At 55.4% G+C, this 25,792-nt stretch carries 16 protein-coding genes and 1 pseudogene; 8 read left to right on the top strand and 9 right to left on the bottom strand.

Features of this window, described 5'->3' with window-relative positions:
* Window positions 1–21: 21 nt before the first annotated feature.
* The 3 genes from SH668x_RS00345 to SH668x_RS00355 all read right to left on the bottom strand — a co-directional run bounded on the left by SH668x_RS00345 (window position 22) and on the right by SH668x_RS00355 (window position 4,866).
* On the bottom strand, window positions 22–249 hold the full coding sequence (locus SH668x_RS00345; RefSeq protein ID WP_437186719.1) for a hypothetical protein: 228 nt from the start codon (window positions 247–249) through the stop codon (window positions 22–24).
* Complete coding sequence (gene parA / locus SH668x_RS00350; RefSeq protein ID WP_437186720.1) at window positions 246–917, bottom strand: ParA family partition ATPase; 672 nt, start codon at window positions 915–917, stop codon at window positions 246–248. The genes SH668x_RS00345 and parA overlap by 4 nt, the downstream gene beginning before the upstream one ends.
* A gap of 136 nt (window positions 918–1,053) precedes the next feature.
* Window positions 1,054–4,866 (bottom strand): tail fiber domain-containing protein, encoded by a 3,813-nt coding sequence (locus SH668x_RS00355; RefSeq protein WP_437186721.1) that lies wholly within the window; start codon window positions 4,864–4,866, stop codon window positions 1,054–1,056.
* Here SH668x_RS00355 and SH668x_RS00360 point away from each other — a divergent pair.
* Entirely contained in the window at window positions 4,856–5,131 is a 276-nt protein-coding gene (locus SH668x_RS00360; RefSeq protein ID WP_437186722.1) for a hypothetical protein, read from the top strand. The two genes, SH668x_RS00355 and SH668x_RS00360, sit on opposite strands and share 11 nt — an antisense overlap.
* Before the next feature lie 462 nt (window positions 5,132–5,593).
* Here the strand turns inward: SH668x_RS00360 and SH668x_RS00365 are convergent, their stop codons facing one another.
* Entirely contained in the window at window positions 5,594–6,079 is a 486-nt protein-coding gene (locus SH668x_RS00365; protein WP_437186723.1) for a hypothetical protein, read from the bottom strand.
* 84 nt (window positions 6,080–6,163) lie between these two features.
* Between SH668x_RS00365 and SH668x_RS00370 the strand changes: the two genes are divergently transcribed.
* Window positions 6,164–11,587: a DEAD/DEAH box helicase family protein gene (locus SH668x_RS00370; protein WP_437186724.1), complete on the top strand. Its 5,424-nt coding sequence runs from the start codon at window positions 6,164–6,166 to the stop codon at window positions 11,585–11,587.
* Between the two features lie 187 nt (window positions 11,588–11,774).
* Here SH668x_RS00370 and SH668x_RS00375 read toward each other — a convergent pair whose 3' ends face one another.
* Genes SH668x_RS00375 through SH668x_RS00390 form a run of 4 tightly spaced genes read right to left on the bottom strand, consistent with a single transcriptional unit; the run spans window position 11,775 to window position 13,809 of the window.
* Window positions 11,775–12,212 carry an arsenate reductase ArsC gene (locus SH668x_RS00375; RefSeq protein WP_437186725.1) on the bottom strand — a complete coding sequence of 146 codons (438 nt, stop codon included), beginning with the start codon at window positions 12,210–12,212 and terminating at the stop codon, window positions 11,775–11,777.
* 34 nt (window positions 12,213–12,246) lie between these two features.
* Complete coding sequence (locus tag SH668x_RS00380) at window positions 12,247–12,702, bottom strand: DUF6428 family protein (RefSeq protein ID WP_437186726.1); 456 nt, start codon at window positions 12,700–12,702, stop codon at window positions 12,247–12,249.
* Complete coding sequence (locus SH668x_RS00385; protein WP_437186727.1) at window positions 12,692–13,399, bottom strand: MIP/aquaporin family protein; 708 nt, start codon at window positions 13,397–13,399, stop codon at window positions 12,692–12,694. The genes SH668x_RS00380 and SH668x_RS00385 overlap by 11 nt, the downstream gene beginning before the upstream one ends.
* Before the next feature lie 5 nt (window positions 13,400–13,404).
* Window positions 13,405–13,809: an ArsR/SmtB family transcription factor gene (locus SH668x_RS00390; protein ID WP_437186728.1), complete on the bottom strand. Its 405-nt coding sequence runs from the start codon at window positions 13,807–13,809 to the stop codon at window positions 13,405–13,407.
* Between the two features lie 224 nt (window positions 13,810–14,033).
* Here SH668x_RS00390 and SH668x_RS00395 point away from each other — a divergent pair, with 224 nt between their 5' ends.
* The 6 genes and pseudogenes from SH668x_RS00395 to SH668x_RS00420 all read left to right on the top strand — a co-directional run.
* Window positions 14,034–14,561: an OB-fold nucleic acid binding domain-containing protein gene (locus tag SH668x_RS00395; protein ID WP_437186729.1), complete on the top strand. Its 528-nt coding sequence runs from the start codon at window positions 14,034–14,036 to the stop codon at window positions 14,559–14,561.
* A gap of 987 nt (window positions 14,562–15,548) precedes the next feature.
* Entirely contained in the window at window positions 15,549–17,174 is a 1,626-nt protein-coding gene (locus tag SH668x_RS00400; RefSeq protein ID WP_437186730.1) for an efflux RND transporter periplasmic adaptor subunit, read from the top strand.
* Window positions 17,175–17,195: 21 nt separating this feature from the next.
* The gene (locus tag SH668x_RS00405; RefSeq protein ID WP_437186731.1) at window positions 17,196–20,357 is read left to right on the top strand and encodes an efflux RND transporter permease subunit; all 3,162 of its coding nucleotides are present in this window, start codon (window positions 17,196–17,198) and stop codon (window positions 20,355–20,357) included.
* Window positions 20,354–20,722: an RND transporter gene (locus tag SH668x_RS00410; RefSeq protein WP_437186732.1), complete on the top strand. Its 369-nt coding sequence runs from the start codon at window positions 20,354–20,356 to the stop codon at window positions 20,720–20,722. Before SH668x_RS00405 ends, SH668x_RS00410 begins: the two co-directional genes overlap by 4 nt.
* Before the next feature lie 68 nt (window positions 20,723–20,790).
* On the top strand, window positions 20,791–22,938 hold the full coding sequence (locus SH668x_RS00415) for a heavy metal translocating P-type ATPase (protein WP_437186733.1): 2,148 nt from the start codon (window positions 20,791–20,793) through the stop codon (window positions 22,936–22,938).
* Window positions 22,939–23,050: 112 nt separating this feature from the next.
* Window positions 23,051–23,185: pseudogene (locus SH668x_RS00420) on the top strand (integrase core domain-containing protein); the annotation flags it as partial.
* A gap of 84 nt (window positions 23,186–23,269) precedes the next feature.
* On the opposite strand, the gene SH668x_RS00425 reads toward SH668x_RS00420, so the two are convergent.
* Window positions 23,270–25,759 (bottom strand): DEAD/DEAH box helicase, encoded by a 2,490-nt coding sequence (locus SH668x_RS00425; protein ID WP_437186734.1) that lies wholly within the window; start codon window positions 25,757–25,759, stop codon window positions 23,270–23,272.
* Between the last annotated feature and the right edge of the window lie 33 nt (window positions 25,760–25,792).

Below are 25,792 nucleotides of genomic sequence, written 5' to 3' on the forward strand. Positions count from 1 at the left end.
TAAATCGTGGTAATTCGGTTCTCAATTCCTGACAGCTCGCTCAATCAGCTCCCGCAGCAGTTCCGCAATCGGAACATCCTGCTGAAAACAGTGCAGCTTGAGCCGCTTATGCAATTCGGGATCGAGATCGATCGTCAGGCGTTTGAGTCTGACGGGAGGTTGTTCGGCTGGAGGAAGACGGGTTTCGACCCATTGGTCGGCTGCCGGGTTCTGTTTGGGGCGAGCGGTGATGTTGATGCGTTTGCTCATGCGAACCTCTTCTGTGCAGTGCGACGACCGACGGTCCGTCGGCTGGGTGTGCGAATTTTTCGTAATGCAAGCAGTTCATCCACGAAGTTCCGGATCTCCTTGAACCCCTTGCGATCCTGATCGCTCGTCACGGTGTCCCCGGCAGCCAGAGATTCCGCGAACGCCACCCGTTGGGCGATATCGGCTTCCAGCAATGGCACATCCAGTTCCTTGAGCGCCCGCCGCACGTCCCGGCCAATGGCCGTCGCTCCGACCTTCCGGTTCACCATCAGGCAACATGGCAGATCCGGGTTGTACAGCTTCACAAGGTCCACGGTTTCTGCCGCAGCCCAGACATCGAGCGGGCTTGGGAGGAGGGGGATGACGACCATCTCAGCAGCCAGCAGGATCGATCGAGCCAGTTCGGCGATGCGCGGAGGGGCGTCAATGATGATCTCGTCATAATCTCTGGCGAGTAATGGAACTTCCTTGTGGATGGACGCCTTCGGCATCCCGACCACCGTGAAGGTCGGTTCTTCCCGGCAGTTCGCCCAGGCGAGCGCACTCCCCTGCGGATCGGCATCAATCAAGAGCACTCGCTGCCCGCGCCGGGTCAATTCAGCGGCGGTATGGATGGATAACGTGGTCTTACCCACGCCCCCCTTTTGATTGAGAAAAGCTGTAATCATGAATGTCGTGTTTCTGTGTCCCCAGTGATACGGGAACACGACACCACGCTACACCGGTTCGCAGCCGAGCGCAAGCACTGATTTGAGAGGCGATATGGATATCAACGAGGAGCGGAAGTGTGACGAAAGCTGATGGTTATTGTGCGGTCTGCGATTCCAGCTTGCGCAGGCGGGATTCAAGATCCGTATTCTGATCCTGTAATTGATTAATCGTTTTCTGCTGGGACTGGACATCGGTCTCCAGCTGTTCGATGGTCTGCTGCTGTTCCTGCATGGCCCGGATGAGAGGAGGGACCAAGCCGATATAGTTGACAGATTTGGTACGCAACTCATCCGGTGCGGTTTTCACCAGTTCCGGAAAGATCTCTTCAAGTTCCTGCGCCATCACGCCGAACTTCGTCTGGTTGTGCTTGTCGTCGATCATCACGAAGCTGTAGGTCTGCACCCGGCTCAACAGGTCCAGCATGGGACCACGCTCAGACAGGGGATGAATATCCTTCTTCAAACGCCGATCGGAGACGTCGGTGATATCGCCCGTATAAGCAATGTCACCGACCACATCCAGCGCCACGGACGGGGTGGATTTGCCGATGGCCAGAGAACCGGCCGAGGAAAACGCGGCCAGAACGGCTCCGCTGCTGCCCTGCCATTCGGTCAGGTTGGCGGTTTGCGATGCCGCGCCTTTGACGATTTGGCCAATCGGGGCTGCAGAAGTGGCGTTGATTTGCAACATGCCTCCGGGTGTCTCTATTGATCCAATCCCCACTCGTCCTCCATCCGGAGCAAGCTGGATGTGATAGCCTGTATAAGGACGGAGGATCGTGGCCTGATTAAAACCTCCTCTGAACAGTATGGTATTGGCGTTAGAAGACTCCAAAATAATATTCTGTGATCTGCCAATGTTTAACGTGCCTGGCACACTGAGAGAGAGTGACCCTGAAATTCCTTCAATGCGATGGGCAAGCACGGAGTAGCCGGGAAAGAGCACCCGTCCAGAATGAATGTTGAGATCGGCAGGAGTCCCAATGGGATTGGTAAAGTAAAATCTCGTGTGCGCATTGTTTGTTGCATCTCGCAATCTCAGGACGTCATCTCCACCCACCGTGGCATCAATCTGCAGTCTGGCACCAGGCGAAACGGTGTTGATTCCCACTCGTGAAACTGCCGAATTGAAGACAAAACCCGATGCGGCGTTAAGCGATCCGGAATCGTTGAACAGAACTTGTTGATTGCTGCCCGGCGCAGCGAACGCTCCCATTCCACTCGCCGGGTTGAAGCAGTTGTTGCCGTCGCTGTCACAATAGGCCGTCGCGCCAATCGGACCTTCGACATCAAGCTTGAGCACCTGTGCGCCCGTGCTGGCCGGGTTTGCTGTACCGATGCCGACCTGCCCGTAATCGTTGATGATCATTTTCGTGGTCAGGGTCTGCAGCGTCGTGCCGGAAGATTCTGCATCTGAGGTCTGGAAGAAAATCGAACCGCCGCGTGCAATCCCCGTTGCAGCGCCGCCAGCAAACGTGATGCTTCCTCCATTCCGATTACTGTTCGCTGCATTGGGACCTCTGAGGATGCTACCGCCTTTACCCGCGTCAGTTGCTCCTTCATACTCCCCCAGAACGACGCCATGTGTTCCGGGATTCATCTGAATTCTCTGTCCCCAGCCGTTAATAACCATCCCATAGCCGTTTGACGCAAGAAGATTCAATGCAAAGCTGGAGCCGGGCGACAGATAGGTTCGATATTGATCTCCTGCTCCGCCATTGCGGAAATAAAGCGATCCTGTCCCGATCGCCCCCAAGACTTCAAGCTTCACATTCGGCGTCGCTGTTCCAATCCCCACATTTCCCGCGCTCGTGAAAACAAACGTCCCTACGCCCGTCAACGCCGAAGAATTGTTGAACTGAACCGCCCCTTCCGGCCCTGCCGCCGCAACGCCGCTGGCGGGGTTGAAGCAGTGATTTCCATTGACATCACAATAAGCCGCTGCCCCGACTTTGCCATCCTTACCCACACGAGCCAAAGTCGTGCTGTCACTGTCCCACCACTCGGTCAGATGGGCTGATTGGGACGTCGTCCCCTGGATGATCAAGCCTTTTGCTCCGTGACTGGCAGCATTGATGTGCAGCATCCCGTCCGGAGCTGAAGTACGAATTCCCAGCCGACCGCCGTTGGTTAATCGAAGTTTCTCGGTTGCTGGCGTTCCCGTACGAAAAACAATGCTGTAGTCGTCAAATGCACCAATTGTAAACTCGCTGACAGTGGGGGCCGAGTAAAGACGGACGATGTTGTCCCCCGAGCGTCTGAAGGCAATTCCCTGCGTGAAGGCTCCCGAATGGTCGATCAAGATGTTCCCACCGAGATTTGATCCATTATTGCTGATTCTCAAATTTCCTGCACTCACATGCAGCTTTTCAATCGGGGTTGCGGTCCCGATCCCCACCCACCCTGCGCTTGTATAAACAAAACTCGCATTCCCTGCCAGCGCCGACGAATTATTGAACTGGATCGCTCCCTCCGGACCAGCCGCCGCAGCGCCACCGCCCGGAGTGAAGCAGTGATTGCCGTCGCTATCGCAATAGGCCGTCGCGCCAACTGGGCCTTCGACATCGAGCTTGAGCACCTGCGCCCCTGTTGATGACGGGTTGGCTGTGCCAATGCCCACCTGACCATCGGGTGTGATGATCATCTTGGTGCTGAGATCGCGCAGGGTTGTGCCACTAGCGCCAACATCCGATGTCTGAAACACGATCGACCCGCCCCGCGCATTACCAGTGCCGCGCCCACCGGCGATACTCAGGCTGGCTCCGGCGATGTCGGTTCCCTCACCACCAGTCGCGTTGATGATGAAATCTGTCGGCTCCGCCACTGTGACCGGCCCGAAATAGGCGGATCGCAAGCCATGAGGCCTGTGTTTTCCCCCCAGAACCAGCTGATTCGACGCAGTCGCTTCAGCCTGATAGCCAATAACAACTGAACCAGCATAATTAACTTTACTGTTGCGGCCGATTACGATCGCATTATCCGTCAGCGCACTGGTTCCTTGCCCGCCGATCGCAATACTGCCTGTATTCACAGCAGTGCCTTGACCGAGCGCAACCCCACCATAAGCGTTTGCCTTTGCACCGTTACCGATAGCGACATTATTGCCACCGCCTTGATTCAGTGTTAAAGCACCAAAGCCAATCGCGATAGAACTTGATCCTGAAGTCGATGCATTTCGACCAATGGAAACGGAGTTGCCTGAATTCGTAACAGCGCCAATACCCAAGGCGACATTGTTCGACCCGCTGATAAAAAGGAATTTATGCCCACCGACGCGCAAAACATCAGATTCGTTGGCGAAATTGACATGACCGCCGGTATTGATGTTCCCCTCGCTCGTGTAAATGAAATTCGCATCTCCCATCAGCGCCGACGAATTATTGAACTGGATCGCTCCTTCCGGCCCGGCGGCGGCAACGCCGCTGGCGGGGTTGAAACAATTTGAGCCGGAGGTGTCGCAATAGGCGGGAGCCGCAATTCCACCCGACGCATTGACGAACGCCAGGGCTGCGCCGTTGCTGTCCTGCCATTCAGTGAAATTCGCACTCTGCGGCGTTTTCCCCCTGATCACCAGACCGGGCTGCGAACCAGCAGAGGTCATGTTGATCTCCAGTTTTGCTTCCGGTGTCTCCGTCCCGATGCCGACAAAGCCTTCATGATTGATCCGCATCGAAGTCCCACCAGCGCTCTTCACCACAAACGCCAAGCTCCTCGGAGCATGGATGGAAAACGCACCACCTGAAGCGGCCACCAGTGAGGAATAAGACGGATTCGTGCCGACCCGATTAATCTCGACGATCGCATCGGAACTCGAATAGAACTCACTAATCGCTCCTTCCCGACCTTCGACAAATAATGTTTTGGTTGTCGAGTACGGGCCGGCCCTCATCGTAACCGTGCCATTCACTCCAATTGTCACATACTTCACAAACTGGCTGAAGCTGTTTCGGGTGCTGAAAGAGATCTCAGCTCCGTTGCCAGCTCCCGATCGATCGAACGAAATTTCCGCTGCCGGTAACGTTGGATTGTATGCAGTATTTCTGACGGCAATTGAAGCGACCGCAGCCGGTCCTCCCATTAAAATCAGTTTCGCTGCATTCGAAGGAGCTTGGACATGTAAATCACCTTGTGGAGACGCCGTTCCAATTCCGACCCGTCCCATGCTCGAATAGACAAAGCTGGAATTTCCCGATAGTGAACTCGAACTGTTGAACTGGATCGCCCCTTCCGGTCCAGCAGCCACCGCAGAACCAGCAATCCACTTCCATGTGATGCCGTCACACATCTCGATGGTCTGCTGAGTATCGTTCCACCGCAGTCCCCCCTTGCGGTCGGCATCGCAATCCAGACCGGTCGTTTCTCCGACGATCAGCTCACCGCCAACATGCAGTGGGGCTTTGGGGGAATCCTGTTTCACCCCCAGATTGGCGTTGGCGTCGCTTTCATAGATCCGGCTCCAGATGCCGCTCTGACAGGTGAGCAAAAATCCTTTGCCGCCGGTTTCGGTGCCACCGGAACGACCAATTGCATTGTCCGGGGAGCAGGCATCTCCCGGCTGTTCCTGTGCCCATGCTGGCAGGGTGAACGTGAGGGCCGCTGCCAGAACGAGCCATGTCCGCTGGCTGCGTCGTCGATTACTCATCCTGAGGCCCCGAAGAATGAGAAGGATGTTCAAGGCGTGCGCGGGCCAGTTCCTCACCCAGATCAATGCTCAGGCCACCGTACCGGACATTGTTGGCGATGGTGAGACCGTCCCTGTCAATGAGGGCCACTGGCTCGCCGTTGACGATGAACCGGATCGTGCCCGTCTGCGGATCGACATCAATCCGTGTGGTCTCACTTGATCCCGCATTGAATGGTTGTTGTGCGGAGTGTCCGAAGGAGAACAGCCCCCACCCCAATGCGATGCCTCCAATCAAAAAACCTGTCGAGATCAGTAATTGCCGTGTGGTTGCGGTGTTCGCCATGCCATGCCTCTCCTGCCGGATGACCGGCGATTCGCTCCTCTCTGTCTGCCATAGAGCGAGCAGACTGTCAACCGGCATTGGCATCTGAACGATGCGTGGTCCGCAGACTTGCAGGGCTTGCGCCGTGGTGCGGACAGCGGTAACGTGAGCCATGGAGACCGTGCTGGAAATGGGGCGACAGAGAGATGTTGTCGCTGGAGAGCGTCGTTCAGGAACTCTGAACGGACAGTACTGACGATGGCGTCCCGCAAAGGCACATGGTGGGGTCATCCGACACTGTTTTCGCTGTTCGGTGCGGCTGCTGAGCCAGAGCCCGCTTCGAAGCGACTATCGAACGCCGATCAACCAACCCCCAATTCTTCGTCACCGAAGACTTCTGAACGGGTCGCGCATTCCGGTAAGAACAAACAGCTGCGACTGGATTTCACCAGTAGTACGGCTGCCAACCAGAACGGGACGTTACCTCCAAAGCCACTGACCAACGGTACCCCACCGAAATCCCAACTCCCAATATCGAAGCCTCCCCAGCAGCAGAAACGGCTGTTCGACCTGTTCCTGAAACCGCTGATCACTCCGACGCCACACAAACCGGAAGAAGGGGCTTCATCGGGGAATGACACGACGGATTCCGATCAGGTAGCAGAATATTCTTCACCGTCCACCGACCGGAACCAGAAATCACCACCCCTCACAGCAGAGGCCACTCAACCCGGCCTCATCAACCTGCCGCATTCGCCGACCACTTTCACCGGTGAGAAAGGAATCGCCCAGGAACTCATCGCAGCCATTCGGACACTCAAGACCATCGAGACCGAACAGCGCCCGGCCACGGCTGAAGAACAGCAGACCCTTTCGAAATTCTCCGGGTTTGGAATGGTGGCCCTCTCGATCTTCCCCAACCCGGCGACCGGTCAGTACAAGTCTTCCAGCTGGCAGGCACTGGGAGAAGAACTGAAATCGCTGCTCACCCCGGAAGAATACGACAGCGCCAAACGAACGACGTTCAATGCGTTCTATACCTCGCCGGTGGTCATTCAGGCGATGCACCTCGCCCTCGCGCAGCTGGGCATACCGTTGAATGCGACCATTCTCGAACCGGGTTGCGGGATCGGAAGATTTCTGGCATACGGTCAACCGGAGCAGCAGTTCATCGGAATTGAACTCGATTCCATTTCAGGGCGGATGGCTCGTGCGTTGTACCCCCAGCACGACATCCGGATCGAGAGCTTTCGCGACACCAGACTGCCCGAGGGCCAGATTGACGCAGTCATCGGCAACGTCCCGTTCTCTGATCTCAAACTCGATCACCACGGCCAAAAATTCTCCCTACACGATTACTTCTTCGCCAAATCGGTCGATGCCCTCAGACCCGGCGGCGTACTGACACTGGTGACATCCCACTACACGCTCGACAAGCAGAATGCTTCCATCCGGGAGTATCTGGCGGAGCGGGCGGATTTCGTGGGAGCGATCCGATTACCGTCCGATACGTTCCGGCGGGACGGGACAGCGGTGGTCACGGACATCGTGTTCCTCCGCAAACGGCCTGCCGGTGAACCCGCCAACCACATTGATCCCGACTGGCTCGGCGTGGCTCCGCTGTCGATTGAAGGAGCGGAAATCTCGATCAACAACTATTTCCACAACCACCCGGAAATGGTGCTGGGCAACTGGTCCCGCAAAAACCGGCTCTACGGTGACGGCTACAGCATCGTTTGCAACGGGGATCTGCATATCCAGTTGCCCAATGCGCTCAGCCGTCTGCCATCGTTCGTTCCGCTGGCACCGTCCCCGCAATCCGCCCGACCACCACCGGCGTTCATTCCTCCACCGCCGCAGCGGCATATCGATGAAGGGAGTTTCTTTATCGGGGAGGACAAGGTGATTTATCAGTCCCAGGGAGGCGAGGGGGTGCCTGTTGTGTATGGCGGCACCAAGCTCCGCTCCGATGGGACGCTGGTCGGAAGACGGATGGGGGCACTGATCACCCTGCGGGATCATGCCCGACGGGTGCTTCAGTCTCAGAACGAAGACTGGCCTTCCGAACATCGGGATGCAGCCCGGAAGGAACTCAACAAGGTGTACGACCGGTTTGTGATGGTTTACGGACCGATCAACAAGACCACATTCAGCGAGACTTCCAATGGCACCTCCATCCGCAGGATGCCGAACCTCGTCAAGTTCCGGGAAGATCCGGACGCGATGTTGGTGATGTCGCTCGAAGAGTATGATGAACCGACCGGCAAGGCGACGAAGGCGGCCATTCTGCTACGGGACGTCGTCGGTCGCACACCTCCCGTCACCCGGGTACAGACTGCGGAGGAGGGACTGCTGGTGGCTCTCAACCAGCGGGGCAAGGTCGATCTGCCGTTCATTTCCCAGCTCTACGGCAAACCGGAATCCTCCATCATCGACGAACTGGGAGATCTGATCTTTCACGATCCGCAACTAATGGAATGGCAGACATCAGACGTCTATCTCTCCGGCAATGTCCGGGAAAAACTGAAAGCTGCCGAAGCCGCCGGGATGGCTTATTTCCGGAATGTCTCCGCTTTGGCGGACGTTCAGCCACCGGACGTCCTTCCCGGCGACATCGATGCCAACCTCGGTGCTCCCTGGATACCGGAACAGGACATTCAGGCATTTGCTGCCGAGCTGTTCAGTGTCGATCGCTCCGCTGTTCCCATCGCCCATCTGCAGAAAGACGCGGTCTGGTCGCTGGATGCCGGGTATGCTGCCTTACAATCGGTCGCTACCACCATTGATTACGGCACACCCCGGGCCAACGGCACGTGGCTACTCGAACTGGCCCTGAACATGAAATCCCCCACGGTCTACGACACACTCGACCAGGGAGAGCGTGTCATCAACCAGACCGAAACGCTCGCCGCCCGTGAAAAACAGAAGCTCATCAAGGAAAAGTTCCGGAACTGGGTGTTCACTGACCCCGACCGGACCGAACGACTCGTGCGGATCTATAACGATCTCTACAACAACCTGCGGCCGAGAGTGTTCGATGGTTCTCACCTCGATTATCCAGGCATGAATGACACGGTTCAGCTGCGGCCCCATCAGAACGCCGCTGTCTGGCGGGGGATGTCCAGCGGGAACACATTGCTCGCCCACTGCGTGGGAGCGGGGAAGACGTTCACGATGGCCGCGACCGGCATGAAAATGAAACAGGCATCGCTCATCAAGAAGCCGATGTTCGTCGTTCCCAATCACCTGCTGGAACAGTTCTCCCGGGAGTTCCTGCAGCTGTATCCGAATGCGAAACTGCTGATTGCTGCCAAGGAAGATCTCACTCGAGACCGTCGCAAGTTCCTGACGGCGCGGATCGCGTCGGGCGAGTGGGACGGGATCATCGTCACGCATAGCAGCTTCGAGCGGATCGGCATGTCCCGGAGTTATCAGGAACAGTTCCTGCGGGAGCAGATCGCAGAGTATGACACCCTGCTCTGTGAACATGCTGCCGAAAAAGGGAACCGCCGCAACCTGATCAAGACGATCGAGAAGCAGAAAGCGTCCCGTGAGGAGAAACTCAAGCACCTGCTCGCTGAGGAGAAGAAGGATGATGGGCTGGTGTTCGATGAGCTGGGCGTCGATCACCTGTTCATTGATGAGGCGCATTACTTCAAGAACCTCGAAACCCCGACCAAGATGGACCGGGTGGCAGGCATCCAGACGGGCGGGAGCGAACGGGCGTTCGATGTCTACATGAAGGCCCGGTATCTGGACCAGCTGCATGCCGGTCACGGTGTCACGTTTGCGACCGGAACTCCGATCAGCAACACGATGATGGAACTTTATACCCTGCAAAGGTTCCTTGATCCCAGAGGGCTACGCAGCCGGGGGATTGAACATTTCGATGCCTGGGCGGCCACGTTCGGGGAAGTGGTCGATGCCATGGAGATTACACCGGATGGCGCGGGGCTGCGGCCGCGTTCCCGATTTGCGAAGTTCACGAACCTGCCGGAACTCCAGCAGATGTTCCGGGCATTCGCCGATGTCCAGACAGCGGAGATGCTCAATCTGCCACGCCCAACGCTCAAAGGCGACAAACCAGATGTGATCGCCTGCCCGATGTCGGACGAACAGCACGACCTACAGCAGGATCTTGTGAAACGCTACGAACGGATTCGGAATGAGAAGATCGATCCCCGGGAAGACAATGCGCTCGCGATCACGACCGACGGCCGCAAACTGGCGACCGATGCGAGAATGCTTGATCCGGTCGCGGACGACTTCCCGGAATCCAAGATCAATCGGTTGGTCGAAACGGTGACGGAGATCTTCAATCGTTCCGCGTCTCATCGCGGCACACAGATGATCTTCGCCGACATGGGGGTGAACCCGACGGCGTGGGGGTATTCGCCGTATGCCGAGATCATTCGCAAGCTGACGGAATCCGGCATCCCCCGTGATCAGATCGCCTCGATCGGCGATGCCGAAAGCGACGCGAAGAAACAGGCCCTGTTCAAGAAAGTCCGGGAAGGAGCCGTTCGCATTCTGCTGGGCAGTACCCAGAAGATGGGGACCGGGACCAACGTCCAGAAACGTCTGGTGGCCCTGCATCATCTCGATGCCCCCTGGAAACCAGCGGAGGTCGAACAACGGGACGGTCGCATCCTGCGTCAGGGGAACGAGAGCAAGGAAGTGTCGATTTTCCGCTACGTCACTGAAGGTTCGTTCGACGCCTATATGTGGCAGGCTCTGGAGACCAAAGCGAAATTTATCAATCAGGTGATGACCGGTGACAATGCCATCCGGACTGCCGAAGACATCGGTGGACAGGAACTCTCATACGCCGAGGTGAAAGCGATTGCCTCCGGCAACCCGGCAGTCCTCACGCTGGCGGAAGCCGACGCCGAACTGCAACGACTGCACCTGCTGAAGAAAAGCCACATGGATGAACAGTTCCTCGCCCGTCGCAACGTCCGCGACTTGCCCGACCTGATCGACCGCTACGCCGACCGGCTGCAGAAACTGACCGCTGATCAGTCCCGGATGACCCACCACGATGGCGAACCGGTCACGATCGGTGGTAAAGCAGTTCACAGAGACGACCTGATCCCCACGATTACCGACAAACTGGAATCTCTCCCGGCACTGCTCAATCAACCGACCAAGATCCCGTTCGGCACCTACCACGGACTGGAGTTTGGTCTGATCGTTGATCCCGAGTTCTCGCCCGATGTCTACCTACAGGGGCAGCTCATCCGCAAAACACGGCTCTCCAAAGATCATCAGGGACCACGAGCCGTTCTGAATGCCATCGAACGCCTCGCCAGCGGTTACGGAAAAGAATGCGACCAACTCCGACAGGATCTGACCATCGCCCAGACCCAGCTCCGTGACTACCAGTCCCGGCTGGGCAAACCGTTCACGTTGGAAACCTACCTGTCCGAACTGACCACGCTCCGCGACCAGCTGAAAATCAGCCTCTCCGCCACGAACCCGGCTGCCAACGACAACGATGGTCCCAGCACAGGCGATCTCGCTCGACAGATCAATTCCTTGAAGAACTCGTTCCAGACCGAAGCCGCACCTGAACGCCTATCGACAAAATCAATCGCAGCCGAACCACCAGTCACACTTCGCATCCGTCAGCGGGAAACCACACCGGTTCATGAGCTTCAGCACCCTGCCCGGGCCATTTGATTTTCCGGAGTCTTCTAAAATGGATGACGTTTCACGTTTACCAGCGAAACGGGGCTGCTTTCCGATCTTGCGAAGATAGTGGAGCAGGAGCGGGATTGCTGTAGTTTCCATTGCATCCAGTGATGCAATGGAGCCATCGGATGGACCGGTGACTCTGGAAATCAATGGCCCTGTACCGCAAATTCGGTTATGGCAATCTCTTATGCCCAGCCGAGTGGCAGGCCGTGGCAGACAGTGATGTCAGTAGTTCTTTAACCTTCTGTTCGATTAAGTCTCGCACCTCGCGGTACTGTTCGGACTGCATTTCTTTGGGGTCGGGAATCTGCCACTCCTCGCGTCGTTTGGCGAGAACCAGCGGGCACTCGTCGCCGCAACCCATCGTGACGGCGACTTCGACATCCTGACCATTGAATTCATCGAGCGACTTCGATTCATGTGCGGCGAGATCGTAGCCCAGCTCTCGCATGAACTCGACTGCTCGTGGATTCACCTTTCCGGAAGGTCGCGATCCAGCGCTGCGAGCCTCGATTTCGTTGGTGCCGTGAATGCGTGCGAACGCCTCTGCCATTTGGCTGCGGTTCGAGTTTTCGACACATACAAAGAGAATAAGTTTTTTGGGGACCATACAGGGTTCCTGGGTTTGGGAACTTGCGATGTGTTTAACAGCAATTTGAAGTCGTACAGCAATTCGGACCGACAGGGGTGATGCCGCAACGATCCTCGGCCAGACATGCGGTGTGTTTACTGCCCAAGCGAAGAAGGAGGCCGGACGCAGAGTTCTCGACCGATGCAAGTGGATACTGCGACACCACGCCAGCCTCGTATTCGACTTCAACCGGTAAATCGAGCGAACTCAGCAGCGGAGCGGCAAGCCCAATAATTTTCGTCAGCTTGGTCGTGCTAAGCCGATGATCGGTGTCACCCGCTACCCAAACCTGAAGCACGCAAGACGAAACGGAACGAATCGTCCCGCCACAGTCGATGAAATCCTTCTGGACTCGGCCAACCTCGGTGACGTGAAAATGGGCCGGAACAGAATTCCCGTCCGGCAGTATGACTTGAATACCCGTGTTCGGGGTGTCGGCCAGTGCTGCCATGAAATCATCAAGTTTCATTGGTTCCTCCATCGTTGATCTCCTGTTCCTTACGATTGACGCCGCAGCAATTGCCGGGCTCGTGAATGACTCGACAGACGGCAACCCCCGCCAGTGCTCCGATGATTGGTGCCGTGAGATAAATCCAGAGATGCTCCATCCGCGACGAAATCATAGCCGGTGCCAATGATCGAACTGGATTCATCGACGCGCCGCTGACTGGTCCTGCGAACAGAGCCTCCAAAGCGATGACTGCTCCGACTGCAACTCCGGCCAAGAGTCCTTTTTCCTTTGTGCCGGTGGAGACGCTCAAGATTACGACCATGAGCATCAGCGTCAGCACGAGTTCCAGCACCCAGGACCGCATCGTTGAGCCAACCGGGAGCGTGGCTCCCAAAGTCGGATGCAACGGGAAAAGCACGCAAAGCAGGGAACTCGCGAGAATGGCACCGACGAATTGTGCAAGGATGTACGGTAAGACCCGCCCACACCCGAATCGACCAGCAGCGAGAAAACCAAGAGTGACGGCAGGATTCAAATGACAGCCGGATACGCTCCCAATGGAGTAGATCATTGCCAACACGATGAGTCCGAACGTCAGAGCGATGCCAAGGTGTGTCACCGTGCCGCCGCTCGAGTCATTAATGACGATGGCGCCGGTCCCGGCAAAGACCAGGCAGAACGTGCCAAACACTTCCGCTGCAAGTAAACGTCCCATATTCATCACTCCGCGCAACATCGGGCAGAGCGTTCCGTAAGTGATGAGCGTTTACTGGTTTCCTCCATCAAACACCACCCCTGTTCGAGCATCCCGCGAACACATTGATCTTCAACGTGATAGAAGATCGTGGTTCCGTCCCGACGTGACGACAGGATTCCGAGATCGGACAATCTCTGAAGCTGGTTCGACACGGCCTGCGGTTTCATGCCGACTGATGCCGCAAGATCACTAACGCACAACTCGTCAGCCAGCACGAGCGCGTGCAGTAGCCGCAGCCGCGTGTCGTTTGCGAGAACTTTGAAAACCGCAGCCAATCCACCTGCCTGGATCGGTGATAGAAGCGGTCGTTCTTTGAGGGAGAGTGGAGCTGCGCAGGCACCGTGCTTTTTGTCTGGTTTTGGTTTCATTTGCTTCCCCGTACTTATTACATAAGTTAGTGTAATAGTTTTGTAGAGTCAACTGCTCCCTTTTCGGGATGGAAAGGACCCGACTCACTCTCGGTGAGATACCGCGACAATGTGGCTTGAGTCATTGGCGTGAAACCAGATGCTCCGGCTCATGAAGAAATGCCATTCAGGCATGCACAGAACGGATCTTCATCGAAGAGATGTGCTGCGTCTCACCAGGGCCGATGTGTTCGGTTCGCTGGGGCTCAGTCGCCGGAACGCACTCTGGAAACGCACTCACCGGAAAAGAACAGGGGGAACTACTCAGCAATTTCTCACAGTCGGAACAACACTCTCCCTTACCACTGCTGGCTCCTTTTGAAGAAGTGACGACCGACTACCAGACCACCGGCCTGTCGCGGAAAGCTCATCCGATGTCGTTTCTCAGAGAGCAGATTGAAAAACTGGGAGCCGTTCCTGTAGTGGCATTACAGGAAATAGACGACGGAAAGACCGTCAGGATCGCCGGTCTGGTCCTGCTGCGGCAGCGACAAGGTACCGCCAAGGGAGTGAGGTTCATGATCATCGAAGATGAAACCGGTCAGGCCAATCTCGTCGTCTGGCCGAACACCTGGGAAAAACACCGTCGCATCGCCCGCCACGTCGCCGCCCTGCTGGTCACCGGCCAGATCCAGAAAGCCGAAGGGATCATCCATGTGGTGGTCAAACGCCTGCACGGCCTGACAGATCACCTCACCACGATTCGGTCGTGAGACTACCGCCGAACCACCCTGCTCCGGTCCTGTGATTTTCCGTGTTCTCTATTATCACTGCCGTGGAACACGGCAGTGTGGAATCAAAAATGAAGTGAGATTGTTCGTTAAATTCTCCCTCTTCCGGGCACCCACTAATCATGGGAAAGTAGAATTCTGCCAATCCTCGTAATAAAAGCACGCCAGCGACAGATGTGGGGGAATTCAACTTTCATAACGGCACCGGAACTGGTCTTCCTCCTCACTGTTTCAGATGTTACCATCAATCAACATTTCGTGTGATTGCCAAATTTCGGTTTTATTCGGGAACTGTTACTTTAACAATGGCGAAGTTGTTACTCTTCCTGATGCTGATGACGACGCAACTGCTTGCTGGGAGTAGAGGTTCGGTCTATCTGTGCATTAGCAACGATGGCAAATGCTGTTGCTTGGATGCAGGCCCCCAGTCCTGTACCTGCTGCCAAGCGCATGAGCAGGAAGGCGCTCACGAGACCTGTTGTTCGGACACTGGCTGTACCGAGGGAATTGGGGAGCCATCTTGCGGCTATCATGACGAAACATCGCCTTGTCCTGAGCAAAACCGTGTTGTCAAGGACGATGCATGTGGATGCACGCATATCCCGGTTGCAGCTTCCGCTGACCACCCGACTACAGTCATTCGCCCCACAGTCACAGTAGAGTGTGAGCGACTCGCTTTGCTTGTCGCTTGGCTGCCGACGTGGTTGAGCGGTACCGACGCTCCCCCTTTCTTGCCCCATTTTCGGTGGACAGGCCCGCCTGCGGTCCCTGATTTCACATTGACCGTGATCTCTACGGTCGTCATTCGCTGCTAACTAGGCTCTCTCCTCGGCGTTGATTTTGCTGAGTCGATGACCTCCGGGTTGTCCTCGGCCAACATGTTCCGCCCCGCCTTGTCCTCGTTCCACGAGTCAATTCTCGTGTCGCAAGTGGGATAAGGCATCCTCCCTTCTGCTTTTGGAGAGAGTTATGTCGACTTCGATTACGGCCCCGGCATGTCCGGCGGCAGCTCCTCAGGATATTGAAACTGAGACTGTCACGACACCACGCCGATGCTGGTGGAAGAAAGCCCTGAACGCCGTTCCAAATCTTGTGGTATTTTCGCTCCTGGGCGGCGTGATGTATGTCGGCCATCATACCGGCTGGAAGCTGCCGAAGATGTCTGAACTGAGGGGAATAGCCGCTGTCACTGGCGACGACTGGTGTACGGAGCATCTTGTCCCTGAATCGAAATGTATCGAATGTCGCAGCGAGTTGCTGCCAAAGGGAAAGCCGATTGGTTTTTGCGTCGAACATGGGGTTGCCGAGTGTGTCACATGCCACCCGGAACTCGCCCAGGTCAAGGAGCAGGCCCAGCTTCCCAAATACGACACGATCCAGGCGATTTCCCTCGTCTCCCGCCCGGAAAACAATAGCCGGAACACCATGCACACGAGCCGTGTGCAGTTCTCCTCTACTGAAAGCATCACCAAAGCTGGAATTGATGTCGATGTGGTTCAAGAGCGTCCTGTACTTGAGGCGATCGCCGCCAACGGCGAGTTGATATTTGACCCGACTCGCGTCGGGCATCTGTCAGCACGGGTTCCGGGAACGGTTGCTGTTGTCTTCAAAACGGTTGGTGACGAAGTGAGTACAAACGAAATACTTGCGATCGTCGATGCGTCTTTGGTGGGACAAGCGAAGTCACAGCTTCTGCAAGCGGTCGTGCAACTTCAGTTGCGAAAGTCCACAGTCGAAAGGCTGCGACCGATTGCAAATAGTGGAGCAGTGCCTCAAAAGTCAGTGATTGAAGCGGAAGCCGCTTTGCAAGAGGCTGAAGTCGCATTGATTTCTGCCCATCAAGCCCTTGTAAACCTGGGCTTCGATGTCCCCGAAGGTCTTGAAGATCGCACGTCGCAAAAACTTGCCAATGAGTTGAGATTTCTCGATATCCCGACCTCCCTGATCGCAGCGCTGCCAGCCGGAACAAAAACAGCGAACCTGATTCCAGTACGTGCTCCTTATGACGGCGTACTCGTCGCTTCGCAAGTCGTGGCGGGTGAGGTGGTGGATGCGTCCAAGCCATTGTTCACAGTCAGTGACCCTACGCGGATGTGGCTCACACTTAGCGTTCGTCAGGAGGACGTTAAACAGGTACATCGCGGCTTGCCGGTGCGATTCCAGTCCGACAACGGCGATCAAAGGGTGACAGGGGAAGTTGCCTGGATCAGTCCCGCCATTGATGAACAGACCCGCACAATGCAGGTCCGAGTTGCCATTGCCAACGAAGATGGAATGCTTCGAGACAAAACCTTCGGCTCAGGCCAAATTGTCCTGCGAGAAGAGCCGAATGCTATCGTCGTTCCTCACAACGCCGTGCAATCAACTCCGGATGCTTCATTCGTCTTCGTGCGTGACAAGAATTACTTCGACGAACACTCGCCGAAATTCTTCCATGTCCGGCAGGTTCGTCTGGGAGCACGAAACGGTGAATACGTCGAACTCCTGGCGGGCGTTCTTCCGGGAGAGGTCATCGCCTCCCAAGGGAGCAATGTTCTGCTCGCTCAACTCCTTCGCAGCAGCCTCGGTGCGGGTTGCGGCTGCCACGAAAACTAAGCGAAGGAACATAGAGCCGAAATGGACTTTCTCAATCGCATCATTGACTTTTGTCTACACAACCGGGTGCTCGTCATCCTGGGGGTGCTAGCTGCGGGCGTCGCAGGACTTTTCTCGCTCCAGCATCTCGATATTGACGCCTTTCCCGACACCACACCGGTGCAGGTGCAGATCAACACGACTGCTCCTGCCCTAAGTCCGGAGGAGGTTGAACGGCAGATTACGTTCCCCATTGAGCAGGCAATCAGCGGCCTGCCGGGTCTGGAGCAATTGCGGTCGATTTCCAAGTTCGGCCTGTCGCAGGTCGTGGTCGTCTTCGAGGACGGTATCGACATCTACTTTGCCCGCCAACTCATCAACGAGCGGCTCGGCTCGGTTGAAATGCCACAAGGAATCGCTCGTCCGCAGATGGGGCCGGTGGCAACAGGCTTGGGCGAAGTGTTCCACTATGTCGTTACTGGGCAGGGAACAGACGTCACAGAACTGCGGACGATCCATGATTGGGTCATCAAGCCACCGATGCGTACCGTGCCTGGCACAGCCGAAATCAATAGTTGGGGCGGTTACGTCAAGCAGTACCAGATTCGCCTCAGTCCCGACCGACTGATCAAGCATGGCCTGACATTCGATCAGGTTGTTCAGGCCGTTCAGAAGAACAATTTCAACGTCGGCGGCGGTAACATCAGTCAGTCGAGCAGCATGCTACTCGTCCAAGGACTCGGACGCACAACGAGCATCGACCAGATCCAGCAGATCGTCATTGCTGCCAAAGACGGTGTGCCAATCCGGGTTTCCGATGTGGGCGATGTGATGATCGGCCATGAGATTCGCCGAGGCGCCGTCACAGCCAATGGACAAGGAGAAGTCGTCCTCGGTCTGGGCTTCATGCTGATGGGTGAGAACAGCCACGAAGTCACCTGGGCCATGAAGGACAAGCTCAAATCCCTGGAAGCCAGTCTACCGGCCAATATCCAGGTGAAGCCGGTCTATGACCGCACACAACTTGTGGACTATGTGATCGACACTGTACGAAAAAATCTGTTCGAAGGCGGGCTGCTGGTCATTGCCGTGTTGTTTGCCTTTCTAGGCAATGTGCGAGCAGCGATCATTGTCGCTCTCGCCATTCCATTATCGATGCTATTTGCATTCACGGGGATGTACCGTTTCGGCATTGCCGCCAGCCTGTTGAGCTTGGGAGCCATCGACTTCGGCATGATCGTCGATAGCTCGGTCGTTATGGTAGAAAATTGCGTGCGGCATCTTGCTCATGGTTCTAACAGCGGAAAAGACAGGCTGACAATTATTCGGGACGCTGCCGTTGAGGTACGTAAACCGACCATGTTCGGTGAGCTCATTATTATGATCGTTTACCTACCGATCCTGACACTGGAAGGGATCGAAGGCAAGATGTTCCGACCGATGGCCCTGACCGTGATCTTCGCGCTGATGGGATCGATGATCCTATCGATCACGCTGATGCCAGTTCTCGCCAGTTATTTTCTTCCTAAGAAAATTGAGGAACGGGAGCCGTTCCTGATGCGAATCGCCCACGCGATCCATTATCCGATCCTTCAATTCGCCATGCATCACCGTTTGGCCGTCTTAGGCTTTGCTACGAGCGTGATGATCGTGGCATTCGGAATGATTGCTCCGAATCTGGGGTCCGAGTTTGTGCCCAGACTCTCCGAAGGAGCTTTGGTGGTGGGTGTCATTCGCCTTGCCGGTACTGATCTCGACGAATCCATTCGAGCGAACACTTATATTGAAAAAGACATTCTTACTGCCTTTCCTGACGAAGTGGAAAACGTGTGGAGTCGAATCGGGACAGCAGAAATCGCCACAGACCCAATGGGAGTCGAACTCACGGATATCTTCATCACGCTGAAGCCCCGTTCGCAATGGAAGCGAGCCTCCACACAGGCAGAGTTGACAGAGCAGATTGATCGGCAATTACGGGAATCCAAGGGGGTAAAACTGGGATTTTCTCAGCCCATCGAGATGCGGATTAACGAAATGGTCTCAGGCGTGCGGGCGGATCTCGGTGTGAAACTGTTCGGAGACGACTTTGATGTGCTCGTCAGTAAAGGGCAGGAAATCGAACGAATTCTGAACTCAATCGACGGGGCGGCCGATGTCGCCGTCGAACAAGTGACGGGCCAGCCGATGCTACAGATTAAGGTGAAGCAGGATCAGATCGCCCGTTACGGCGTTTCCGCACAGGAAGTTCTCGACCTCGTGGAATCGATCGGCAGCAAGCCGGTCGGAGAAATCATCGAAGGACAGCTTCGCTTTCCACTGATTGTCCGACTCCCGGAAGAATTCCGTGACAGCCCGCTGTCCATTGGCAACATGCTGATTTCGACACCAGTCGGAGAACGAATTCCGCTATCTCGGCTGGCTTCAGTGGAGATCGTCGAAGGACCGTCGACGATCACACGGGAATGGGGCCAGCGGCGGATCACGATCACGGCCAACGTGCGCGGGCGCGACCTAGGCAGTTTCGTGGCCGAGGCTCAACAGAAAATTTCCGAACAAGTCGCACTCCCCTCTGCTCGCTACCGGTTCGAGTATGGTGGGCAGTTCGAGAATCTTCAACGGGCGCAGGCCCGTCTGTTGATTGTCGTACCGCTAGCACTAGGGCTGGTCTTTGTTCTGCTTTACATGACCTATCACAACATCGTGGACAGTTTGCGAGTCTTTACAGGCATTCCGTTCGCATGGGTTGGTGGCATCTTTGCCCTCTGGCTCAGGGACATGCCATTCTCTGTGTCGGCGGCGATCGGTTTCATTGCCATGTCGGGACTGGCAGTGCTAGATGACATGATCCTCGTGTCCTACATCCGCCAACTTCGACAAAAGGGCCAATCTTTAGACGACGCTGTGACGAACGCCGCGATCACTCGGTTGCGGCCGGTGTTAATGACTTCACTGGTCGCCGCTCTCGGGTTCCTGCCGATGGCAATGAGCACAGGTGTTGGGGCCGAAGTGCAGCGGCCGCTGGCCACTGTGGTGATTGGCGGTGTGATCGGATCAACATTTTTGACTCTGTTGGTCTTACGTGTGTTGTACATGGTATTCGCCGCCACTTTCGAACGAGACAAATCTCACGCGAGGCGAGTGGAAGAGCCAGAGTTGGTGTCTTCGCCTCAAGCCCCCCTTTCCTTTTGGAGAAACGACGAATGAAAGCAACAATCCTGACGACCTCCTTGCTGACTCTGACAGCGATCTTCGCTGTCGGGTGCGGCCAGTCAGCGACACCTCAGTTACAGACGGAGAAACACGCTGATGCCCACGATCACACTGCCTCAACCGAGACAGGCAGCCACGACCACTCGGGATGGTGGTGCAATGAGCATGGCATCCCCGAGGAAGTGTGCTCGATGTGTAGCACGAAGGCCGCAGCTGACTTCCAGAAGAAGGGAGACTGGTGCAAAGAGCACGATCGAGCCGATTCGCAGTGCTTTAAGTGCCACCCGGAACTCGAAGCCAAGTTCGCTGCACAGTACGAGGCCAAGTTCGGCAAGCAGCCGCCGACGCCTGAAGGTTGATCAACAGTCAATCAGCGGGTGCTGGGATTGACCCACACCCGCATCTCTGATCGAGAGGAGCATTCTGAGTGACAAGCCCTCATACCATTCAATTCCGTATTACAGGCATGGACTGTATGGAAGAGGTTGCCGTTTTGCGGCACGCCGTGGGTTCGGTGGTGGGTGGTGATGACCGCCTGTCCTTCGACATTCTCAACGGCTGCATGACAGTTCACTCCAACGGTAAGACCGTCACTTCGTCCGCCGTTATGGAAGCGGTCGCCAAAACTGGAATGCGGGCTGAACCGTGGACGGAAGACAAGGACCATGCGAATGCAGCAGGCTCATCTGCCTGGAGCCGAAGTCTCGTCTGGACGAGTCTGAGTGGAAGCTTTCTCGCAGTTGCCTTGCTGCTGCGGGCCGCACTAGCGTGGCAGTGGCTGTCGGGCTTCCTCGTTGAAGCTGTGGAACGGTCCTTACTTGCAGCAGCCATCCTTTGTGGCTTACGACTCGTCGTCCCGAAAGCAATCCGAGCGGCCAGGCGATTACGGCCCGACATGAACCTGCTCATGTCGATCGCAGTCATTGGGGCGATTGTTATCGGAGAGTATCTGGAAGCCGCCTCAGTGGCATTCCTTTTCGCCTTGGCCGAAGCTCTGGAAGCCTGGAGCATCCGCCGTGCTCACAAGGCGATTTCCGCATTGATGGACCTTTCCCCTCCGACGGCTCGGTTTATCAAGTCGGATGGCGGTGAGGAAATTCGCTCGATCGAGGACGTGCCTGTTCGATCCCGAATCATCGTGAAGCCTGGAGAGCGGATTCCGCTCGATGGGAAGGTGGTTGCCGGAATCAGTCACGTCAATCAGGCTCCGATTACCGGCGAAAGCATTCCGGTCGGAAAACAGATCGGTGATGCGGTATTCGCTGGCACGGTCAATTGCAACGGAGCACTGGAGATCGAAACGACCAAGGCGGCGGATGATACCACCGTGGCCCATATCGTCCGCATGGTCGAGGAAGCCCAGACGCGGCGGTCGCCGAGCGAACAGTGGGTCGAGAAATTCGCTCGCTACTACACGCCAACCGTGATGGCGATTGCTCTGTTGATCTTCCTTGTGCCACCTCTCCGTGCGGGGCAGGCATGGGAGGATTGGTTTTATCGCAGCCTTGTGTTGCTGGTCATCGCCTGCCCCTGTGCGTTGGTAATCTCGACACCTGTGAGCATTGTCGCCGCTTTGACTGCTGCGGCCCGGCAGGGTGTCCTGATCAAGGGTGGCGTCTTCATCGAAGCTCCCGCACGGCTCCGCGCCGTCGCCCTCGACAAGACGGGAACGTTGACGGAAGGTCGCCCCAGTGTTCGAGCAATTATCCCTCTAAATGGACACTCGGAATTAGAACTTCTGGAACGGGTTGCTGCGCTGGAAGCTCGGAGTGAACACCCCTTGGCCGTGGCGATCCTTGAATACGCCCGCTCTGCTGGTGTCCATGTTCGACCTGCTGAGGATTATCAGGAAATCCCCGGAAAAGGCGCGTCAGGCCTCTGGGATGACGAGGCTTACTGGCTCGGCTCCGCCCGCCTCTTGCACGAGCGAGGGCAACAGACGCCTGAAATCCAGCACCACATTAGCAATCTCGCCGACCAGGGGCAGACCGTCGTCATAGTCGGAAACGAGCGACACGTCTGCGGCTTACTGGCGCTCTCAGACACAGTGCGACCGACTGCCAAGGCCGCTCTGGACGGACTGAGAGCCGCAGGCATTCAGCATCTCGTCATGCTGACCGGTGACATGGCGACAACGGCTGAATCGATTGGACGCGAGATAGGAGTCGATGAGATTCGGGCCGAGCTTCTCCCTGCCGAGAAAGTGCAAGCCGTTGAGAGACTCGTTCAAGAATACATGCACGTGGCGATGGTGGGTGACGGAGTCAATGATGCACCGGCCTTGGCCACCGCCAGCCTGGGCTTGGCAATGGGCGTGGCCGGAAGTGATGCGGCCATCGAGACGGCGGACATCGCACTTATGTCAAACGATCTTACGAAGCTCCCTTGGGTGGTGAGACTGTCGCGACGAACCTTGCGAATCATTCAGCAAAATATCTGGTTTTCTCTTCTGGTCAAAGCGGCATTCGTCGCACTGACGTTCGTGGGGTACTCGACGCTTTGGGGAGCCATCGTTGCGGATACGGGAGCCTCGTTGCTCGTGACCTTCAATGGGTTGCGATTACTCCGAGACTGATAAAACGAACCACATTCTTCGCCGGATGAGGCCTTCATGCATGGATCGACATCTAATTGGCCTCAGACCGTTCTAGTTCGACTGATCACAGGTTCCTCGGGTTGATGGTGAGCAGACACAGGCGTGGAGAGAAGATTACAATCATCATCGGCCTCACAGCTCGCTGGGCTACGTGACCCCGACGGAGTTCTCGGCCCGCTGTGCTGCTTGCGTTCGGGCTACGTCCTCACTTCAGCGGCACAGCGAAGTTACCCAACCAAAACTCTCATGCCCCTTGGTACAGAATTTGGGAAGAGGTCACTTCAATGCAATCGACATGAAAACTCGTTTTTTAATTTCGGGTTCCAGTGAGTTTTCGAATCTCCTCCTTGCACACTTCCGGGATCTGTAAAACTTTCAACGGCAAATGTTTGAGTTTCGTCCAGCACTCTTGGCGTGAAATATCCTGTTGCGATTTGATTGCTGGTCGTATCAAAATTGCAGTCGATCGAGAAACACCTATTGACATTAGCTGTAAGAGCACGCGATCCCTTGCTCCGAATTCAACGAACAGATCCCATGGTGAAAGTGCCTCTGCTTGTTCCGTCTTCTTCTGACTTAAGAGAAATTCCCTCAAGACGTCAAGATAGGCTTTCAAGTAACGGACATATGTGAAGTGAAGAGCTTTCTCAATGTCATCCAAGAGTTCCCTGATGTGCTTGTTTACTTTCTTTCTGTCGGATGTATCTACGTTGAAATAAGCCAGACGGTTATCAATCAACTCTCTCAAGCTTTTCCCCATGACCCAGTGATATGCAAGGGTTGCAAAATACTTCCAACTATTTTTTCCCGATCTAATAAAAACTTCCTCAATGATCTGAAATACGGTTCTGAAATTGTCGATTGCCTTCGGCCGAAAAGGATCGACTGGTATCATTTTCGAGGTAACGCCTGTAGAGAATCGATCCCACAGATCATTCAGAAGCGTGGGAGCGATTACTGCGTTGAGTGAACACACCTCCTCAGGAACCTTCAGCTTTTTTCTCAGTTCACTCAAAAGGTTGTCTATGGGGACCAAGTTCTCTTTGAGGTTCTCGGGAACTCGACTGGAGGAAGACAAATTCCCATCGTGAAGAGTGAACTCTGCGAATGTTTTTCCAATGAACTGCTCGACCCGGTTTCGATTCTTGACCATGGACACTGGGGCCTTTTCCTCAAGCACCGCGACTGCTGCCTCCCTGATCTCGTCGTCCTCAAGAGATGCCTGGAACGCCGACTTAATCTCTGAAAGGCGTTCTCCTTCCAGTGGCTTCGTCTCCCAGCGGGAAGGGGCAATACACCACACTATCCCTCGAAAATTCTCCCGCAGTCGCCCTGCCCTTCCTACGAGATTCCAAAAATCCGGAGTTTCCATTGGCGTCTTGTTCCCCTTCTTCGGGTTCAATACCACGATATGACGGGCGGGTAGATTTACGCCTTGCAGCAGGGTACTTGTTGAAACGACGTAATTCAGCTTTCTGTTTCGGAGGAGCTCCTCAACTTGATTTCTGATTACATGAGGCATGCGGCCATAGTGAAATGCAACTCCTTTAACAAGCACATCTGCCAATGAATACTTGGGATGCACATGTGCCTTGACAAAATTTATGAGTTCTACAACTTCGGTATCAACTGGATTGTCGGTGATGCTCGCCGCGACCTTGTCAGCGATTTCCATCGCATCATGAGGCCGGTTTGCGTAAATGATGACTGACTCTCCATCCGAACGCACTTGCATTGCGGTTCCGGCAAGGGGGTCATATGTGCCTCTCAACTTGAACGAGAGTTTGGCTTCGCCTACTTCTTCAACTCCCCTTGGAGAGATGACCGATACCTTAGCTGCTTTGGGTTCCCCTGAAACAGGCTCAATGTTGACTAACACCTGAGAAACCGGGGCAAAAGTTTCTCTGAAAAACTCTCCCTGCTCTCTGATCTCGAACTCTTCGAACAGATATCCCGGATTCTTCGTCAGGGGGCTAGCGAAGCAGATATGGACTTTCGGGAATCTTTGAATCACTTGCCGCACCGCTGAATCAAGAATTAGCCCTCTCTCCGAGTCGCTGATTTCTTGAGCTTCATCCACATAGATTTTTGCGATGTCCAATTTGAGTTGGCGGATTCCTAAAAGACTGATCAACCTTTCCTGCGTGAGGACGTAGACGACTCCAGGCTTGGCCTCCTCCTCCGAGAACTCAATCGGAGCTGCGGATACGATGACTTCAGGTAGCTTCGCTTTACGGAACAATTGCAGAAGATCGCCGGTGACCTGTTGGATCAGAGCTCTCGTTGGGACCACGTAGACAACAACTTGGCCTGAGGACGACGAAACTGTTGCTACGATGTCGTGGGCAAGGATGAACGACTTTCCAGCCGATGTTGGAGCTGAAACGCTCACGGCCTTAGATCGATTCAAAGCCTCGTTCAGCCGATGTTGAAAGTCTGTCAACAACCGTGTTCCCAGATGCGGATACTCGATCGAGTTTTCAGCCTCTCTTACCAATGCTTCAAGCCGGAGAGCCGGTGACCTGAGAATTGACTGGTCCCAATTTGTTGCAAATTTTTCACGAAGTAGATCTCGTCCAGGAAAATTTCCGAGCCTGCATAGGATGTATTCTGCCGCTCCAGCCACAGTTGGGATGCTCTGGCCAAATGCTTCCAATAATCTCGTAGAAACATCATAGGCCCACACACGAGGATCTTCGAGATAACTTTCATCATCACTGGGGACCTCAAACGTTAGAATTGAGGCCGTCTGCAAAAGAAAGCGAATCTCGTCCAAACTTAAGGTTTCTGCTTCAGACATTCCCATTCGGGAACGCAGTTCTGATTTGACGAG

Source organism: Planctomicrobium mucosum (assembly GCF_051466335.1).
GTDB lineage: Bacteria > Planctomycetota > Planctomycetia > Planctomycetales > Planctomycetaceae > Planctomicrobium.